The 17,904-nt window shown below is 45.9% G+C and carries 17 protein-coding genes; 11 read left to right on the forward strand and 6 right to left on the reverse strand.

Features of this window, described 5'->3' with window-relative positions; translation table 11 throughout:
* Positions 1-3 precede the first annotated feature (3 nt).
* The 5 genes from Vt282_RS03720 (at position 4) to sucD (ending at position 7,130) form a co-directional block, all read left to right on the forward strand.
* Positions 4-714, forward strand: a complete 711-nt coding sequence (locus Vt282_RS03720; RefSeq protein ID WP_162046908.1) for a succinate dehydrogenase iron-sulfur subunit — start codon at positions 4-6, stop codon at positions 712-714.
* 101 nt (positions 715-815) lie between these two features.
* Positions 816-3,671 carry a 2-oxoglutarate dehydrogenase E1 component gene (gene sucA / locus Vt282_RS03725; protein ID WP_162062589.1) on the forward strand — a complete coding sequence of 952 codons (2,856 nt, stop codon included), beginning with the start codon at positions 816-818 and terminating at the stop codon, positions 3,669-3,671.
* 11 nt (positions 3,672-3,682) lie between these two features.
* Positions 3,683-4,891, forward strand: a complete 1,209-nt coding sequence (odhB, locus tag Vt282_RS03730; protein WP_162046906.1) for a 2-oxoglutarate dehydrogenase complex dihydrolipoyllysine-residue succinyltransferase — start codon at positions 3,683-3,685, stop codon at positions 4,889-4,891.
* Positions 4,892-5,091: 200 nt separating this feature from the next.
* On the forward strand, positions 5,092-6,258 hold the full coding sequence (gene sucC / locus Vt282_RS03735) for an ADP-forming succinate--CoA ligase subunit beta (protein ID WP_162062590.1): 1,167 nt from the start codon (positions 5,092-5,094) through the stop codon (positions 6,256-6,258).
* A complete protein-coding gene (gene sucD, locus Vt282_RS03740) occupies positions 6,258-7,130 on the forward strand; it encodes a succinate--CoA ligase subunit alpha (protein ID WP_162062591.1) in 873 nt (290 codons plus the stop codon). The genes sucC and sucD overlap by 1 nt, the downstream gene beginning before the upstream one ends.
* 92 nt (positions 7,131-7,222) lie before the next feature.
* On the opposite strand, the gene Vt282_RS03745 is transcribed toward sucD, so the two are convergent.
* Positions 7,223-7,504, reverse strand: coding sequence for a hypothetical protein (locus tag Vt282_RS03745; RefSeq protein WP_162046903.1), 282 nt, complete (start codon positions 7,502-7,504; stop codon positions 7,223-7,225).
* A gap of 514 nt (positions 7,505-8,018) precedes the next feature.
* Between Vt282_RS03745 and Vt282_RS03750 the strand changes: the two genes are divergently transcribed.
* Positions 8,019-8,537 (forward strand): GNAT family N-acetyltransferase, encoded by a 519-nt coding sequence (locus Vt282_RS03750; protein WP_162062592.1) that lies wholly within the window; start codon positions 8,019-8,021, stop codon positions 8,535-8,537.
* On the opposite strand, the gene Vt282_RS03755 is transcribed toward Vt282_RS03750, so the two are convergent.
* Positions 8,485-8,784, reverse strand: a complete 300-nt coding sequence (locus Vt282_RS03755; RefSeq protein WP_162062593.1) for a DUF3301 domain-containing protein — start codon at positions 8,782-8,784, stop codon at positions 8,485-8,487. The two genes, Vt282_RS03750 and Vt282_RS03755, sit on opposite strands and share 53 nt — an antisense overlap.
* An 18-nt stretch (positions 8,785-8,802) precedes the next feature.
* On the reverse strand, positions 8,803-9,840 hold the full coding sequence (locus Vt282_RS03760; RefSeq protein WP_162062594.1) for a DUF3549 family protein: 1,038 nt from the start codon (positions 9,838-9,840) through the stop codon (positions 8,803-8,805).
* 76 nt (positions 9,841-9,916) lie between these two features.
* Between Vt282_RS03760 and Vt282_RS03765 the strand changes: the two genes are divergently transcribed.
* Positions 9,917-10,231 carry a YqcC family protein gene (locus Vt282_RS03765; protein WP_162062595.1) on the forward strand — a complete coding sequence of 105 codons (315 nt, stop codon included), beginning with the start codon at positions 9,917-9,919 and terminating at the stop codon, positions 10,229-10,231.
* The gene (truC, locus tag Vt282_RS03770) at positions 10,232-10,957 is read left to right on the forward strand and encodes a tRNA pseudouridine(65) synthase TruC (RefSeq protein ID WP_162062596.1); all 726 of its coding nucleotides are present in this window, start codon (positions 10,232-10,234) and stop codon (positions 10,955-10,957) included.
* A 58-nt stretch (positions 10,958-11,015) separates the two neighbouring features.
* Here the strand turns inward: truC and dxs are convergent, their stop codons facing one another.
* From dxs to xseB, 3 genes are read right to left on the reverse strand one after another with little or no spacing between them, the layout of a single operon-like run.
* Complete coding sequence (dxs, locus tag Vt282_RS03775) at positions 11,016-12,881, reverse strand: 1-deoxy-D-xylulose-5-phosphate synthase (protein ID WP_162062597.1); 1,866 nt, start codon at positions 12,879-12,881, stop codon at positions 11,016-11,018.
* A 20-nt stretch (positions 12,882-12,901) separates the two neighbouring features.
* A complete protein-coding gene (gene ispA, locus Vt282_RS03780; RefSeq protein WP_162046896.1) occupies positions 12,902-13,786 on the reverse strand; it encodes a (2E,6E)-farnesyl diphosphate synthase in 885 nt (294 codons plus the stop codon).
* Between the two features lie 21 nt (positions 13,787-13,807).
* Complete coding sequence (gene xseB / locus Vt282_RS03785) at positions 13,808-14,050, reverse strand: exodeoxyribonuclease VII small subunit (protein ID WP_162046895.1); 243 nt, start codon at positions 14,048-14,050, stop codon at positions 13,808-13,810.
* Between the two features lie 283 nt (positions 14,051-14,333).
* Here xseB and pomA point away from each other — a divergent pair, with 283 nt between their 5' ends.
* The 3 genes from pomA to thiI all read left to right on the forward strand — a co-directional run bounded on the left by pomA (position 14,334) and on the right by thiI (position 17,657).
* Complete coding sequence (pomA, locus tag Vt282_RS03790) at positions 14,334-15,098, forward strand: flagellar motor protein PomA (protein WP_162046894.1); 765 nt, start codon at positions 14,334-14,336, stop codon at positions 15,096-15,098.
* Positions 15,099-15,107: 9 nt separating this feature from the next.
* On the forward strand, positions 15,108-16,046 hold the full coding sequence (locus Vt282_RS03795; RefSeq protein WP_162062598.1) for a flagellar motor protein MotB: 939 nt from the start codon (positions 15,108-15,110) through the stop codon (positions 16,044-16,046).
* A gap of 162 nt (positions 16,047-16,208) precedes the next feature.
* Complete coding sequence (gene thiI, locus Vt282_RS03800; RefSeq protein WP_162062599.1) at positions 16,209-17,657, forward strand: tRNA uracil 4-sulfurtransferase ThiI; 1,449 nt, start codon at positions 16,209-16,211, stop codon at positions 17,655-17,657.
* The last annotated feature ends 247 nt before the right edge of the window (positions 17,658-17,904 follow it).

Genomic DNA, 17,904 nt, shown 5'->3' on the forward strand with positions numbered 1-17,904 from the left:
AAAATGAAAGTTAACTTCTCTTTGTACCGTTATAACCCTGATGTAGACAATAAACCTTACATGAAGGACTACACACTTGAGGTAGAAGAAGGCTCAGATATGATGGTGCTCGATGCGCTCATCATGCTGAAAGAACAAGATCCAACCATCTCGTTCCGCCGTTCTTGCCGCGAGGGTGTATGTGGCTCTGATGGTTTGAACATGAATGGCAAAAATGGTCTGGCGTGTATCACTCCGCTGTCTGCTTTAACTGGTGGCACTGTTGTGATTCGCCCATTACCAGGCTTACCGGTAGTGCGTGATTTAATTGTCGATATGACTCAGTTCTACGACAACTATGCCAAGGTGAAGCCGTTCTTGATTGCTGATGGTGCGATGCCACCATCTCGCGAAAATCTTCAATCGCCGGATGAGCGTGCTCACCTCGATGGATTGTATGAATGTATCATGTGTGCGTGTTGTACCACTTCTTGTCCTTCTTTCTGGTGGAACCCTGACAAGTTTGTGGGACCTGCAGGCCTTTTAGCTGCTTATCGTTGGCTAATCGATAGCCGAGATACTGCAACTGATGAACGTTTGTCCGATCTCGATGATGCATTTAGTGTTTTTCGTTGCCATGGCATCATGAATTGTGTAAGTGTTTGTCCTAAGGGACTAAATCCGACTAAAGCAATTGGACACATCAAGTCGATGTTGGTCAATCGCTCGGTTTAGTGACGTAATAAGATTGCCGCTGCTCTGAGGAGTAGCGGCCTATTCCATAGAAGCGCGGCATAGACCGCGGCAAACGTGAAAACTACTGGTTAAGGGAAAATATGCACAACGGTGTGATGAAGGCATGGCTCGAGTCTTCACACTTGGCAGGCGCTAATGCGGCCTACGTAGAGGATCTCTACGAACTGTATCTCAGTGATCCCGATCTGGTAAGTGAGGAGTGGATTCGTGTATTTGATGGTTTACCTAAGCCATCGTCAGATGTGGTGGAACAACCACACTCACGCGTCCGTGATTACTTCCGTCGACTCGCTCAAGAAACAAAGCATTACAATGTCCAAGTTAGTGACCCTGATGTCGATGCTAAACAAGTTAAAGTTCTTCAACTGATCAACGCTTATCGCTTCCGCGGTCATGAGGCGGCTGATCTTGATCCTCTCGGTCTATGGAACCGCCCCCCGGTGGCTGAACTAGATCCCGCGTTCCACAACCTTACTCAAGATGACTTAGAAGAAACATTCAATGTAGGTTCATTTGCGATTGGTCAAGAGACCATGAAGCTAAAAGATATCTATGCATCTTTGAAGAAGATCTACTGTGGTTCAATTGGTGCTGAGTACATGCACATGACGGACACTGAGCAAAAACGTTGGATTCAACAACGCTTAGAGCCAGTGGTTGGACAGCCAACGTTTAGTGCAGAAGAAAAACGAGACTTTCTCGAGGAGTTAACTGCTGCGGAAGGTCTTGAGCGTTATTTGGGTGCAAAATTCCCAGGTGCAAAGCGCTTCTCTCTTGAAGGTGGTGATGCCTTAATCCCAATGACTAAAGAACTGATTCGTCATGCTGGTAAAAATGGCATGCGAGAAGTCGTGATTGGTATGGCACACCGTGGCCGCTTGAACATGTTGGTTAACGTGTTGGGTAAGAAACCACAAGACTTGTTTGATGAGTTTGCTGGTAAGCATGGTGATTCTTGGGGGACCGGTGATGTGAAATATCACCAAGGTTTCTCTGCCGATTTCGCTACCCCGGGCGGTGATGTTCACCTGGCTTTGGCGTTTAACCCATCGCACTTAGAGATTGTAAATCCAGTTGTTATTGGTTCTGTGCGCGCGCGTCAGGACCGTTTGGGTGATAAAAACGGTAGCACGGTACTACCTATTACTATTCATGGCGATTCGGCAATTGCTGGTCAAGGTGTGGTAGCTGAGACATTTAATATGTCGCAATCTCGTGGTTATCGCGTTGGGGGCACGGTTCGTATTGTGGTGAACAACCAAGTTGGTTTCACAACGTCGAATCCAAATGACACCCGTTCAACCATGTACTGTACTGATATTGCTAAGATGGTGCAGGCACCGATTTTCCACGTGAATGCAGATGATCCAGAGGCCGTGGCGTTTGTTACGCGCATTGCGTTGGATTACCGTAATGAATTTAAACGTGATGTCGTGATTGATCTCGTTTGTTATCGTCGCCATGGTCACAATGAAGCGGATGAGCCAAATGCGACTCAACCTTTGATGTACCAAAAGATCAAAAAACATCCAACACCACGCAAATTGTACGCAGATGTGCTTATTGAGCGCGGTGACGACACGATTGAAAGTGCGACTCAAATGGTCAACGAATATCGGGACGCCTTGGATCGTGGTGAGGTAGTGGTTAAAGAGTGGCGCCCTATGGCTCTTCACTCTGTAGACTGGTCACCATTTATTGGTCATGACTGGGATACGCCATGGAACAGTCAGTATGACAAAGCGCGTTTGGTTGAGTTAGGTAACAAACTTTGCCAGTACCCAGATAGTCATAAACTGCAAAGCCGCGTGAACAAGCTATACAACGATCGTTTAGCCATGATGAGCGGTGAAAAAGCGATTGACTGGGGCATGGCTGAAACATTGGCTTATGCCACATTGTTGGATGATGGCAAGCGTATTCGTATCTCAGGCCAAGATTCAGGACGTGGTACTTTCTTCCACCGCCATTCTGTTTTGCACAACCAATCAGATGCGAGCACATACATCCCGTTAGCCAATATTCACGATAAACAAGGGCCATTCCAAGTTATCGATTCAGTATTATCAGAAGAGGCGGTATTGGCGTTTGAATATGGTTATGCGACTGCAGAGCCAGGCGGTTTGACGATTTGGGAAGCACAGTTTGGTGATTTTGCTAACGGTGCACAAGTTGTTATTGACCAGTTTATTTCGTCTGGTGAGCAAAAGTGGGCACGTTTATGTGGTCTGACGATGCTGCTTCCTCACGGTTATGAAGGCCAAGGCCCAGAGCACTCGTCTGCACGTCTCGAGCGCTACTTGCAATTGTGTGCTGAACAAAATATGCAGGTTGTTGTGCCATCAACACCAGCACAGGTTTACCACATGATTCGCCGTCAAGTGGTGCGTCCGATGCGTCGTCCTTTGGTGGTGATGTCACCGAAATCACTGTTGCGTCATCCACTATGTATTTCGAGTTTAGAAGATTTAGCTGAAGGAACTTTCCTTCCTGCGATTGGCGAGATTGACGAGCTAGATGCAAGCAAAGTGAAACGCGTGGTGTTCTGTTCCGGCAAGGTGTATTTCGATCTTCTTGAACAGCGTCGTAAAAACGAGCAAGACGATGTGGCCATCGTACGTATTGAGCAGCTTTACCCATTCCCATTGGAAGAGGTTAAAGAAGCCATCGCTCAATACACCAATGTTGAAGATTTTGTCTGGTGCCAAGAAGAGCCGCAAAACCAAGGCGCTTGGTACTGTAGCCAGCACAATTTCCGCGCAGCGATACCAACTAGCGCAGAACTAAAGTATGCGGGTCGTCCTGCTTCAGCATCTCCGGCAGTAGGTTACATGTCGGTTCACTTGAAACAACAAAAAGCGTTAATCGAAGATGCTTTGACCACTGGTTCTAATACATCAGACTCTAAAACCTCAGATAAAGAACTAGAAGTATAAGGAAGATAGAAATGACAATTGAAATTCTGGTTCCAGATTTACCTGAATCTGTTGCTGACGCAACTGTAGCAACTTGGCACAAACAACCTGGCGACAAGGTTGAGCGTGATGAAGTGTTGGTTGATATTGAGACCGATAAGGTGGTTCTTGAAGTGCCAGCACCAGATGCCGGTATTTTGGAAGCAATCATCGAGATTGAAGGTGCGACCGTACTATCTAAGCAGCTACTGGCCAAGCTAAAACTTGGAGCGGTGGCAGGTGAGCCAACGACGGATACGACAGAAGAAACTCAAGCGTCACCTGACAAGCGTCATAAAGCGTCACTAACGGAAGAAAGTAATGATGCTCTTAGCCCTGCAGTTCGTCGTTTGATGTCTGAACATGGCCTTGAAGCGTCGCAAGTGAAAGGCTCAGGTGTTGGTGGTCGTATTACTCGTGAAGATGTGGAAGCTTACTTAGCCAATGCGAAATCTGAGCCTGTGACTGCGAAACAACCTGAGGTTCAGGCACCAGCCGCAGCGCGCAGTGAGAAGCGTGTTCCAATGACGCGTCTACGTAAGACCGTAGCGAATCGACTATTGGAAGCGAAAAACAGCACAGCAATGCTCACCACGTTTAACGAAGTGAACATGAAGCCAATTATGGACTTACGTGCTCAGTACAAAGACCAATTCGAGAAACGTCACGGTATTCGCCTTGGTTTTATGTCGTTCTACGTAAAAGCGGTAACCGAAGCATTAAAACGTTACCCAGAAGTGAACGCTTCTATTGATGGCGACGATATTGTTTATCACAACTTTTTTGATATCAGCATGGCAGTATCAACGCCACGTGGTTTAGTGACTCCAGTTCTAAAAGACTGTGACACACTAGGTTTTGCTGATATTGAAAAAGGCATCAAAGATCTCGCGATTAAAGGCCGTGACGGCAAACTCACAGTCGATGAGTTGATGGGCGGTAATTTTACCATCACTAACGGCGGTGTGTTCGGTTCATTGATGTCGACACCAATCATCAACCCACCTCAGTCAGCGATTTTGGGTATGCACAAAATCCAAGACCGTCCAATGGCTGTGGATGGAAAGGTAGAAATCCTACCAATGATGTATTTGGCTCTTTCTTACGATCACCGCTTAATCGATGGTCGTGAGTCAGTTGGTTTCTTAGTAACCATTAAGGAACTACTGGAAGATCCAGCACGTCTGTTATTAGACGTTTAATATCGCTAAAACGTCGAGTTGTCTTCGATGACTCGACGTTGCAAGCGCAATGGGGCTAGACTGGCTCAACTGTTTAGCCTTCATTTGAATCGCATTGCGGTTTATTTGAGAAGACCCTACAGACGTGTATAACGCAGAGTTCAACTGCGACGTTATGGAAATAATAAATCCCTCTAGGGAATAACAAACGGAATATCAAAATGAATTTGCATGAATACCAAGCCAAACAGCTGTTTGCAGAATTCGGTTTGCCTGTACCGGAAGGCTATGCTTGTGATACCCCGCAAGAAGCGTTCGAAGCAGCAGGTCGCATTAGCACTGAAAAGAAAGTGGTCAAGTGTCAGGTTCACGCTGGTGGTCGCGGCAAAGCGGGTGGCGTAGAACTACACGATACCAAAGAAGGCGTGAAAGAGTTTGCGCAAAAGTGGCTAGGCAAAAATCTAGTGACATACCAGACAGATGCCAATGGTCAGCCAGTGTCTAAGATATTGGTTGAAGAAGCTTCTGACATTGCTAATGAGCTTTACTTGGGTGCGGTAGTTGATCGCTCAACACGTCGCATTGTATTCATGGCATCAACCGAAGGTGGTGTGGAAATCGAGAAAGTGGCGGAAGAAACGCCAGAGCTCATTCACAAAGCCGCCATCGATCCGCTAGTGGGTCCACAGGCTTATCAAGGCCGTGAACTGGCATTCAAACTTGGTCTTAAAGGTGACCAAATCAAACAATTTGTGAAGATCTTTGTTGGTCTGGGCGAAATGTTTGCTCAATACGATCTGGCACTGCTAGAAATTAACCCTCTGGTTATCACTGGTGCGGGTGATCTTCTGTGTCTAGATGGCAAGATTAATATCGACTCTAACGCGCTTTACCGTCAGCCAAAGTTGCGTGAGATGCACGATCCTTCACAAGAAGATGAGCGCGAAGCACATGCGGCGCAATGGGAACTGAACTATGTAGCACTTGATGGCAACATCGGCTGTATGGTTAACGGTGCTGGTCTTGCTATGGGTACGATGGACATCGTTAACCTTCATGGTGGCCAACCAGCAAACTTTCTTGACGTTGGCGGCGGTGCGACCAAAGAGCGCGTAACTGAAGCATTTAAGATCATCCTATCTGACAGCAATGTCAAAGCAGTACTGGTGAATATATTTGGTGGCATTGTTCGTTGTGACCTTATTGCGGAAGGTATTATCGGCGCTGTCGAAGAAGTCGGGGTTGAAGTACCGGTTGTTGTTCGTCTAGAAGGTAACAATGCCCCCCTAGGCTCGCAAAAATTGGCTGAAAGTGGTCTAAATATTATCGCTGCAAACTCTCTAACTGAAGCAGCAGAAAAAGTCGTTGCGGCAGCGGAGGGCAACTAATGTCAGTACTAATTAATAAAGAGACTAAAGTTATCTGTCAGGGTTTCACGGGTGGTCAAGGTACTTTTCACTCAGAGCAAGCCATCGCTTACGGCACGCAAATGGTAGGTGGTGTATCGCCTGGTAAAGGTGGCCAGATGCATTTGGGCCTTCCAGTGTTCAATACTGTACGTGAAGCTGTTGAAGTGACCGGGGCGACAGCTTCAGTTATCTACGTACCTGCGCCTTTCTGTAAAGATGCTATTCTGGAAGCGATTGATGCAGGTATCAAATTGATCGTAACGATCACTGAAGGCATTCCAACTCTTGATTTACTGGATGTGAAAGTTCGCTTGGACGAAGCTGGCGTTGTAATGATTGGTCCTAACTGTCCGGGTGTTATCACTCCAGGTGAGTGTAAGATTGGTATTATGCCAGGCCATATTCATAAGAAGGGCAAAGTGGGTATTGTCTCTCGTTCAGGTACTTTGACTTATGAAGCGGTTAAGCAGACAACTGACGAAGGTTTCGGCCAGTCAACGTGTGTCGGTATTGGTGGTGACCCAATCCCTGGTTCAAACTTTATTGATATTCTAAAGCTGTTCCAACAAGACCCAGAAACTGAAGCAATCGTAATGATCGGTGAAATCGGTGGGACTGCGGAAGAAGAAGCTGCGGCATTTATCAAAGATAATGTGACTAAGCCAGTCGTATCGTACATCGCGGGTGTAACCGCGCCCCCAGGGAAGCGCATGGGCCATGCGGGCGCGATTATCTCGGGTGGTAAAGGTACTGCGGAAGATAAATTCGCAGCCCTTGAAGAAGCCGGCGTTAAAACCGTGAAATCACTCGCCGATATTGGTAAAGCATTGCGCGAAGTGACGGGATGGTAAGATAACCCCAACAAAACCCAAAGGCTCAGCTTATGCTGGGCCTTCTTTTTTAGTCATTCCCAATCACAAGAGATCGATTGCGATTGCTTAGGCTATTGCAACTTCGCTTCTATTGCCGCTAAGCGTTGGGTTAATTCTTTAACTTGTGCTTCGAGTTCGTTAATACGATCAATTTGCGATGGCTCTTTCACCGCGACTTCAACCTTGGGGACTCGTTGTGAGTTTTTCCAACTCTTGATTGTGCTGATAAGTGCTGGCATCGGGACGGATGATGTGAGTCTTGCTTTCACTAAAGCGACGGTTGGCTCTTTGCCTTCTTTGCTCAGTTGTGTGATGACTTGCTCAAGCTCTCGGCTTACGTCTTGGGTAATCATGGTCTTTCCTTGTAGCTTTGAAGGCCTAAAGCCTAATTACGGCTAGTCTACCGTTAAATTGACGACAGTGGGAACGTAAATTGTTGTCCTTTTTGTAAGAGATTGGATATTGGTCTTGTAAGAGAATGACTAGTGATGGCGCGACGAAGGTATCTCTAAGTTATTGATAAAATGAAAAATTAAATTAAATTAGACACCTGTCTTTACGTTTTTATGTGGCGTAGTTCATTGTTTTAAGTCGCATTTCAGTTACATTGTGCAACCAAAATTGTCGACTGTTACTCAGTTTTGTCTAGTGCTGAAATCTCTAACAATTACTCATATTTCAGTGACCGGATGACAAGCCTATACCGTGCCTTGGTCTGTCAGTTGCCAAATGCAGTGGAAAACCAGTGATTAAAATGAAACATCAAATACGCTTATTCGAATGAGTTAGCGTTTAGTGTGCTTTTGATTATTTAAATAATGGAATTTATTGCAGCTAAATGGGAACTGCCATTAGCAAGGACTAGCCGTGACTATCGCTACTCGACGAGTAATATTAGTACCTTATAACGAATCTCTATTATCCGATTATATCGTGCTAAATTGCTGCGTTAAAAACCGCTTTTATCTCAATGGACCTTACACGGTTTCTAAAGCCAAACAAGAATTTAATCAGTTACTGAACGACAACCAAATATACGCTCGCGCGGTACTTGATAGTTTTACGCATGAGTACATAGGTCATATCGCGCTGAGTGATTTATCGCTTCAACCGACGTTGGTGTTTGTTTTCGATAAGAGCTATTGGGGACAAGGTATTGCTGCTGAAGCGTTAGGTGCTTTTCTTAAAAAAGCTCGCCGAGATCTTTCTCTAACTCACGTATGTGCTGTTAACTCAGTGGAGCATATGGCTGCTATTCGAGTGTTGCAAAAGCTGGGATTTGAAAATAAAGGCCCTAGCTCGGATGGCGAGGACCAATATGTTGAACATCAATTTACATTCGATGTGGTGGCAGGTGAAAATGCACGACTCGAAAGCCAATCATGATCAGTTCACCTTGATAGCAATCATCGCCTAGCGCGGAAAACTCGAATTGATAGACTGAATGCCAACGCCAGACTCCGTCTGGCGTTTTTAGTTTATGTGCTTTAAGAGCGGTACTGATCAACTGCAAATCGAGTTGATCGCACTTACGCTGTATCGCGACTTTGGCTAACTCTGATTGACGTCGTTGCTGCCAAAAAAGCATGCACACGATACATAGCAACAAGATAGCGAACAAATCCGTGATCATTATATCTTCTCGTAGTGACTAGGCTTTCGCACTTTGCTGTAGGTTGAGTAATGCCTGCGCCAATTCCGGAGAAGGGGTTGAATGCAGCAGCGGCAACAGTACTAAGCGTAATTCTGGTAACATCACAAGATCGGCAAATAGTTGATTGAATAGCGACTGATTTCCAGTTTGTGCCAAGCGAACTAAGAAACGTTCAGCAACGCTTACATCAGTAAGTAAATGCCAGCTTCGGCCTGCAGTACCAATTAGTACTTCTTGATGGCTAAGACGAGGGCTGTTCAGCACTTGCTCCAGGATTGGCGCCGAAATATGACGTTCCGCCCCGGATAGAGCACGCATCAGCGCGGAAAGTAGAAATAAGTCCGGCTCTGGGCTATCGATTTCTGCTTGTGCCAACTCAGCGATGCGCATCGCAAGTTTTTCGGGTAAATCGTTATGCTCGAGTGCGCCAAGTAAAGCATATAGCGGCTCCGACGGAAGATGTGGCAGGGCTTTACGCACTTCAACACCATTTTGGTCAATTCCGAGACGGGCGCAGATATCGGTGATCCCTTGCAAACCGACGGTCTGCCAATTTTGCCAACCAAGGCCTGCTTTAAAGTAATGCTGAGCATGCTCATAGTATTGGCTGCATGGTAGATCTAAATCTGCGCGAATTTGGCTGTGAAATACCGCCATTTTGTCTTCAGCAGGTTTAAAGGTGTATGGATTGTTGGCCAGCTTTTGTTGCTGATCTTCACTCATTTCTTGGCTAAGACGAGTCCCCATCGCTTCAACCACAAACTTAATGAAGTTACCGATATCGGCTTGTTTAAGTAAACCGCGCTCATCCAGTTCAAACTTGAGAAACCAAATCCATGGTTGTTTGGCTTGATTCCAATAAGCGATAGCGATGTGCGCTTTACGTTGCAGCGGAAACGGGTAAGGTTGATAACCTTTTTCAATTTGTTCAAAGGTTTGGTTATCGATGACTTTGATTCGGCGACCCAAATCAAAAATTTTAAACTGGCAATCACTGTTACGTAGCAGCTCGCTGAGAGTATGAATGGTTTCCATGCAAGACTTTTCCTAACTGACTTTCCCTTATAAATGGTACTCTATAGGCTAATTTCAAGGTCAGCGACAAAGATAAATGAAACAAGATACTCCGCTCACGGATTTACTTAGTGAGCTAGAGCTGCAGCTTCGTGCCGCCGAGCTTTGGCAAGACAGCATGCCTAGTGAGCAAGCGCTAGCCAGCCAGCAACCCTTTGCTCTCGATACCCTAGAGCCTCACCAATGGCTGCAATGGATATTTTTGCCACGTATGTACGCTTTGATTGAGGCAGAGCAAGCGTTACCAAGAGGGTTTGCTTTAGCACCGTATTTTGAAGAGTGCTGGAAGCTGCAAAGCGAGTATTTAAGTATTATTGCGGTGATTCGCCAAATAGATTCAGAGGCAGCTTAGGTGTTAGACATCATTTATCAAGATGCGTATTTCGTCGCAGTGAATAAACCAGCTGGTATGTTGGTTCATCGTAGTTGGTTGGATAAGCATGAAACGCAGTTTGTCATGCAAACTTTGCGTGATCAAATCGGCCAACATGTGTTTCCACTTCATCGTTTAGACAGACCGACGTCTGGCGTGTTGATTTTCGCACTTTCCAGTGAAATAGCCGCGCAAGTGATGCCAATGTTTGCCAACCATGAGATGAAGAAAACCTATCATGCGATTGTGCGTGGTTGGATCGAAGAGGGCGGTACTCTCGATTATCCACTTAAAGTGGAGCTGGATAAAATCGCCGACAAATTTGCTAGCCAAGAGAAAGAAGCACAAGAGGCAGTCACCGACTATCAGCCGTTAGCCAAAGTGGAAGTGCCACATTCAACCGGCCGTTTTCCGACGACGCGTTACTGTTTGATGGAGCTGAATCCGCATACAGGGCGTAAACATCAACTTCGTCGTCATATGGCACACCTTCGTCATCCTATGGTGGGAGATACCACTCACGGTGATGGCAAGCACAATAAGTTGTTTCGTGATGTCTATGATTCACACCGTCTGCTTTTGCATGCGACCAGTTTGGAGTTTGTTCATCCATTTAGTGGCGAGACATTGGTGATCAAAGCTGGTTTTGATAGCACATGGCATCGATTATTTGATTTGTTTGAGTGGCATGCCCCGCAGGTGTAATCGAGCAGTAATAAAAAAGCCCTCAATTGAGGGCTTTCGTTTACTTATCTGTTGGGCGTTATTTTGCTAGGTAAGCACGAATTGACTGCTCAATTCCTTTGGCATCTAAACCTAGGTCAGCGTGCAATTCTTCTTGTGTTCCTTGAGCGACAAATTCGTCAGGCAGGCCAAGATTGAGTACTGGCTTAATCAATTTCTCTTGCATCATAAACTCAACCACACCCGCACCCGCACCACCGGCAATCGCATTTTCTTCGATGGTGACCAGAACATCATGGTCAGCAACCAATTGTTTGATTAAGTCATGATCCAAAGGCTTAGCAAAGCGCATATCGGCAACCGTTGCGTTAAGAGCTTCCGCCGCTTCAAGTGCGTTTGGCATAAAGGTGCCAAAGTTTAGAATCGCAACTTTCTCGCCTTGGCGAACCATGCGACCTTTACCGATTTCTAACGCGGTAAACTCTTGGTCAATGGCTGTGCCCATGCCGCTGCCTCGAGGGTAACGAACTGCACTAGGCCCTTGATGTTTATGACCGGTGTAGAGCATTTGACGACATTCGTTCTCGTCGCTCGGGGTCATGATCACCATATTCGGGATACAGCGCATAAAGCTAATATCAAATGCGCCTTGGTGAGTTTGACCGTCTGCGCCAACGAGACCGGCACGGTCGATAGCAAACATCACGGGTAAATTCATAATCGCGACATCGTGGATTAGCTGATCGTAACCACGCTGTAGGAACGTAGAGTAGATAGCGACAATCGGGTTGTAGTCCGCAATCGCCATACCCGTAGCTAACGTTACGGCGTGTTGTTCAGCAATCGCTACGTCGAAATATTGCTCTGGGTACTCTTTTGAGAAGCGAACCATGCCTGAACCTTCGCGCATCGCTGGCGTAATCGCCATCAGCTTAGGATCTTGCGCGGCCATATCACATAGGAAATCGCCGAAAATCTTCGAGAAAGTTGGTTTGCCGCTGCTACTTTTTGGCAAGCTAGAGTGGCTTGGGTCGAATTTAGGTACGCCATGATAACCAATCGGATCTTTCTCAGCTGGTTCATAACCCTTACCCTTTTTGGTCATAATGTGTAGGAACTGCGGGCCTTTCAGTTCACGCATGTTCTTCAACGTTTTGACCAACTCGATCACATCGTGGCCGTCAACAGGGCCGATGTAATTAAAGCCAAGTTCTTCAAACAGGGTGCCCGGAATGACCATCCCTTTGAGATGCTCTTCAGTGCGACGAACAAGCTCTTTAATTGGTGGTACACCGGAAAGTACGCGCTTTCCACCTTCGCGAATCGAGGTGTAAAAATTACCCGAGAGTAGCTGTGCAAGGTGATTGTTTAGGGCGCCCACGTTTTCGGAAATCGACATTTCATTGTCGTTGAGAATCACCAGCATATCTGGGTGAATATCACCAGCATGGTTCATCGCTTCAAATGCCATGCCCGCAGTAATCGCACCATCACCAATCACACTGACGACTTTACGGTTTTGATTTTCTTTTTGCGCACAGATGGCCATGCCAAGCGCTGCACTGATCGATGTTGATGAGTGACCCACCGACAAAGTGTCGAACTCGCTTTCTTCACGCCAAGGAAACGGGTGTAAACCGTCTTTTTGACGGATGGTTGGCATCTGCTCACGACGACCAGTTAGAATTTTGTGCGGGTATGCTTGATGGCCTACGTCCCAAATAAGTTGGTCAAATGGAGTGTTATAGACGTAGTGAAGCGCCACGGTTAGTTCAACCGTGCCCAATCCTGAAGCCAAGTGCCCACTTGACTGGCTTACAGAGTTTAATAAGTACGTGCGTAACTCATCACATAGCTTAGGTAGACTTTCTTTCGGAAGACTACGTAGCTCAATTGGCGTGTCAGCCAGTGCGAGAGTCGGATACTTTGAAATATCAAGAGTCATAATTATGCGCGCTTGTAATGTTAGTTTTTGCGCTCGATGACATATCGGGCGAACTCTTCCAATAACTCAGTATTGTATGGTATTGCGTCCAGCGCTTGAAGTGCATCCTGTAATAGATTATTCGCTTTATCTATTGCACCTTGTAACCCAAGTAGTGCTGGATAAGTACTTTTGTTCAATTCTTGATCTGAACCTTGTGGTTTACCCAGAGTTTCAGTGTCACTAATGATGTCAAGAATATCGTCTTGAACTTGAAACGCGAGACCAATGGCATCGGCGTATTTGTCCAGTAATGGTAGCACGGCAATGCCTTTGTCACCTGCAGCGAGTGCGCCAAGACGAATCGCGCACTTCATTAGCGCACCGGTTTTATTGCGGTGAATTTCTTCCAGTTCACTCAGTGCAACTTTTTGATTTTCAGCAAGTAAATCGAGAGATTGCCCTAAGCACATACCAGCAGCACCGGATGCTTCAGCGAGCGCTTTCACCATTTTAATACGTGCAGATTCAGCATTTGGGTTCAATTGACCGTCAGCCAAAATAGTAAAGGCGAGGGTTTGCAATGCATCGCCGGTCAGGATCGCTGTCGCTTCATCAAACTTGATATGGCAAGTTGGTTGTCCTCGGCGCAGTTCATCATCATCCATGGCAGGTAAATCATCATGAATTAACGAATAAGCATGAATACATTCTACGGCAGATGCTGGTGTATCGAGGTCTTCGACTTCACAGCCAAGCATTTGGCCTGTGATGTAAACCAAAAATGGACGAGCACGTTTGCCGCCAAGCAGCAGCCCGTAGCGCATCGCATCGACCAAACGATGGTTTTGGTGTGGCAGTTGGTTTAACCACCATTCTAATTGTTGATTATTTCGTTGCTGAAATGAGAGTAAAGCCTCTTGCATGGCGCGATCTTCTAACAAAAATTATTCAGGCTGCTGAACAAATTCAGACAGTGGGGCGTTGTCATCATTTTGCAGTAAAATGCTAACACGTTGTTCTGCATCACTAAGTTTGGCTTGGCCTGCGCGAGCGAGAGAAATGCCACGTTCGAATTTTTTCAATGCCTCATCCAATGGTAGTTCACCATTTTCAAGATCTTCTACGATCGAATCCAACTCTTCAATAGTTGACTCAAAGGTCATATTTTCAGGTTTCTTGCTCGCCATAATTTTTCTAGTTTTGTAAAGATGAACGAAAGTTACCTTAGCGATTAATGATGGTCAAATTTAACCTTGTATATTTAGGCGAAAAATTCATTTTGCCCTTAGGAATCGAATTATATCATCACCATTCTGTTCGTTGTGATGAATTCACCTGCAGGCAAAGCAACGAAAATGGAAATAGATTTGGGCATATTGTGAGTGTGATACCAATAAAAAGCTAAAGATTCATCAAGCCTGCCGATATAATTCCAGAGATAGAGTAATAAGTTAGCATGAGGAGTGCTGTGTGGATTTAGCTACCCTTCTGGGTCTGATTGGCGGCTTCGCTTTCGTAATCATGGCCATGGTCCTAGGCGGAAGTATTGGCATGTACATCGACACGACATCAATTTTGATCGTTGTTGGTGGTTCTACTTTCGTTGTGCTGATGAAATTTACCGTCGGGCAGTTTTTGGGCGCAGCCAAGATTGCGGGTAAGGCATTCGCGTTTAAGACCGATGAGCCAGAAGACCTAATCGCTAAAATCGTCGAAATGGCAGACGCTGCTCGTAAAGGTGGCTTTTTGGCATTGGAAGAGATGGAAATCTCGAACAGCTTTATGCAAAAAGGTATCGACTTGCTCGTTGATGGTCACGATGCGGATGTGGTGCGATCGGCATTGCAAAAAGATATCGCGTTGACCGATGAACGTCATGAAAAAGGGACGGGTGTGTTTCGTGCCTATGGTGACGTTGCGCCAGCGATGGGGATGATCGGCACTCTGGTTGGTCTGGTAGCGATGCTTTCTAACATGGACGATCCAAAAGCAATCGGTCCAGCGATGGCGGTCGCTTTGTTGACAACCTTGTATGGTGCGGTGCTTGCCAACATGTTGTTCTTCCCAATTGCGGATAAACTTGCATTACGTCGTGAACAAGAAAAGCTCAATCGCCGATTGATTATGGATGGTGTGCTTGCGATTCAAGATGGTCAAAACCCTCGTGTGATTGATAGTTATCTGAAGAACTACCTCAATGAAGGTAAGCGTTCACTTGATATCGACAATAGTTAAGGTGTCGCTATGAATGATGATAACGAATGCAAATGTCCACCACCCGGTGCCCCGATGTGGATGACGACGTTTTCTGATTTGATGTCGTTATTAATGTGTTTTTTCGTACTGCTCCTTTCCTTCTCGGAAATGGACGTATTGAAATTTAAACAAATCGCCGGTTCGATGAAGTTTGCATTCGGCGTACAGAATCGCCTAGAAGTTAAAGACATCCCTAAAGGTACTAGCATTATTGCGCAAGAGTTTCGCCCAGGCCGTCCTGAGCCAACACCCATTGATGTCATTATGCAGCAGACCATTGATATCACTCAGCAAACGTTGGAGTTTCATGAGGGGGAGTCTGATCGCGCGGGTGGTACACAACGTGACGCTGGCAAGCTGACGGGTGGTCAATCACCGGAAACTTCGACTAAGAAAAATCAAAATACTGAAGCTGATAAGCAGCGCCAGCAATCCGCTCAAGAAATGGAAACGCTGTCTGAAGCTCTGCAAAAAGCGTTAGAGCGTGAAATTGAAGAAGGCGCGATTGAAGTAGAAAATCTTGGCCAACAGTTGGTGATTCGTATTCGTGAGCAAGGAGCATTCCCTGCAGGTTCTGCTTTCTTGCAACCTAAGTTCCGCCCATTGGTGCGCCAAGTGGCTGAGTTAGTGAAAGATGTTCCGGGTATCGTGCGAGTATCTGGGCACACCGATAATCAACGTTTAGATTCCGAGTTGTATCGCTCTAACTGGGATCTGTCTGCTCAGCGTGCAGTATCGGTTGCCCAAGAGATGGAAAAGGTACCTGGCTTCTCTCATCAACGCTTGCGCGTTCGAGGTATGGCAGATACTGAACCACTAGGACCGAATGATACAGAGCTGCAACGCTCACGCAATCGACGAGTGGAAATCAGTATTATGCAGGGCGAGCCGCTATTTAGTGATCCCGTACCAGCAATACAAAATTAGCCGCATAGGGTATAGACTAACAAGACGAGCATCACGCTCGTCTTTTTTATGGGCATTTCATCATGTATAATCTTGCGCCCTTAAGGTCATAGATACGAACTTAGCCAAGTTAGGCCGCGTATTAATGATGATTGCGAAAACTGTTAACCAGTGAAGTGAAGTATGAAATTTATTGTAAAGCCCCATCCAGAAATTTTCGTAAAAAGTGAGTCGGTGCGTAAGCGCTTCACAAAGATTCTTGAGTGTAACATTCGCAACATTATCAAGCTTCGTACCGAGTCAGTGGCGGTATTTAACCGTCGTGACCATATCGAAGTGACGTCAGAAAGTGACCAATACCATGCAGAGGTGTTAGAGATCCTAACTCATACGCCAGGTATTCATCACGTATTGGAAGTAAAACAATCTGACTTTACTGACCTACACAATATTTACGAACAAGTACTAGAGCTAAGCGCGCCACTGATCGAAAACAAAACGTTCGTAGTACGCGCAAAACGTCGTGGTAAGCATGAGTTTAACTCGCTTGAGCTTGAGCGTTATGTTGGTGGTGGTTTGAACCAAGCGGTTGAAAGTGCGAGCGTGAAACTGCGTAACCCTGATGTGACGATCAATGTTGAAGTGTCTGGCGATAAGCTGAACCAAGTACTTGCTCGCCACAAAGGCCTAGGTGGTTTCCCTCTAGGTACGCAAGAAGACGTACTAAGTTTGATTTCTGGCGGTTTCGACTCTGGTGTTTCAAGCTACCTACACATTAAACGTGGTTCAAAAGTACATTACTGCTTCTTTAACCTAGGCGGTCCTGCGCATGAAATCGGCGTAAAACAAGTGTCTCACTACTTGTGGAACAAATACGGTTCATCAGCAAAAGTGCGTTTTATCTCTGTAGATTTCGAACCAGTTGTGGCTGAAATTCTTGAGAAAGTCGATGACGGCCAAATGGGCGTGATCCTAAAACGTATGTTTATGCGTGCAGCGGGCATGATTGCTGAGAAATTCGGTATTCAAGCGCTTGTTACTGGTGAAGCTCTGGGTCAGGTTTCAAGCCAAACGCTGACTAACTTGCGTCACATCGATGGTGTAACCGATACGCTAATTCTTCGTCCACTGATCAACTGGGATAAAGAAGACATCATCAACCTAGCACGCGAAATTGGTACTGAAGACTTTGCTAAGACAATGCCTGAATACTGTGGCGTTATCTCTAAAAAGCCAACAGTAAAAGCTGTGAAAGGCCGTCTGGAAGCAGAAGAAGAGAAGTTTGATTTTTCTATTCTAGAAAAAGTGGTCTTCGAAGCACGCCAAATGGACATTCGCGATATCGCTAAAGAAACAGAACAAGCGGCACCAGAAGTAGAGCAAGTTCAAGCGGTAGAAGATAATGCGATTGTTTTGGATATTCGTAGCCCAGATGAAGAAGATGATAGCCCACTAGAGATCGATGGTGTAGAAGTGAAACACCTACCGTTCTACAAGCTATCGACTCAGTTTGGTGATCTTGACCAAAGCAAGACTTACCTGCTGTACTGTGAACGTGGCGTAATGAGCCGTCTACAAGCACTTTACTTGCAAGAACAAGGCTTTGCCAACGTGAAAGTTTACCGTCCGTAATGTGACGGCTTAAACAGCTAAGAAAAGATTGAAGGCGCAAATCGTTAACTCGGTTTGCGCTTTTTTTTACAGCGTCGAGAATTGAGCACGCAGAGTGGCAAGCGTTATTAATCTCAGAGCATAAAAAAACACCGCCATATAGGCGGTGCTAAAAAATTTGACAGACAGGTCAAAATAAATACAGGAAGTATACGTTTTGTTTCTGGGATTGGATGAAACAAAACCTTGGTAGAATTCTACCGAACTC

Source organism: Vibrio taketomensis (genome assembly GCF_009938165.1).
Lineage (GTDB): Bacteria > Pseudomonadota > Gammaproteobacteria > Enterobacterales > Vibrionaceae > Vibrio > Vibrio taketomensis.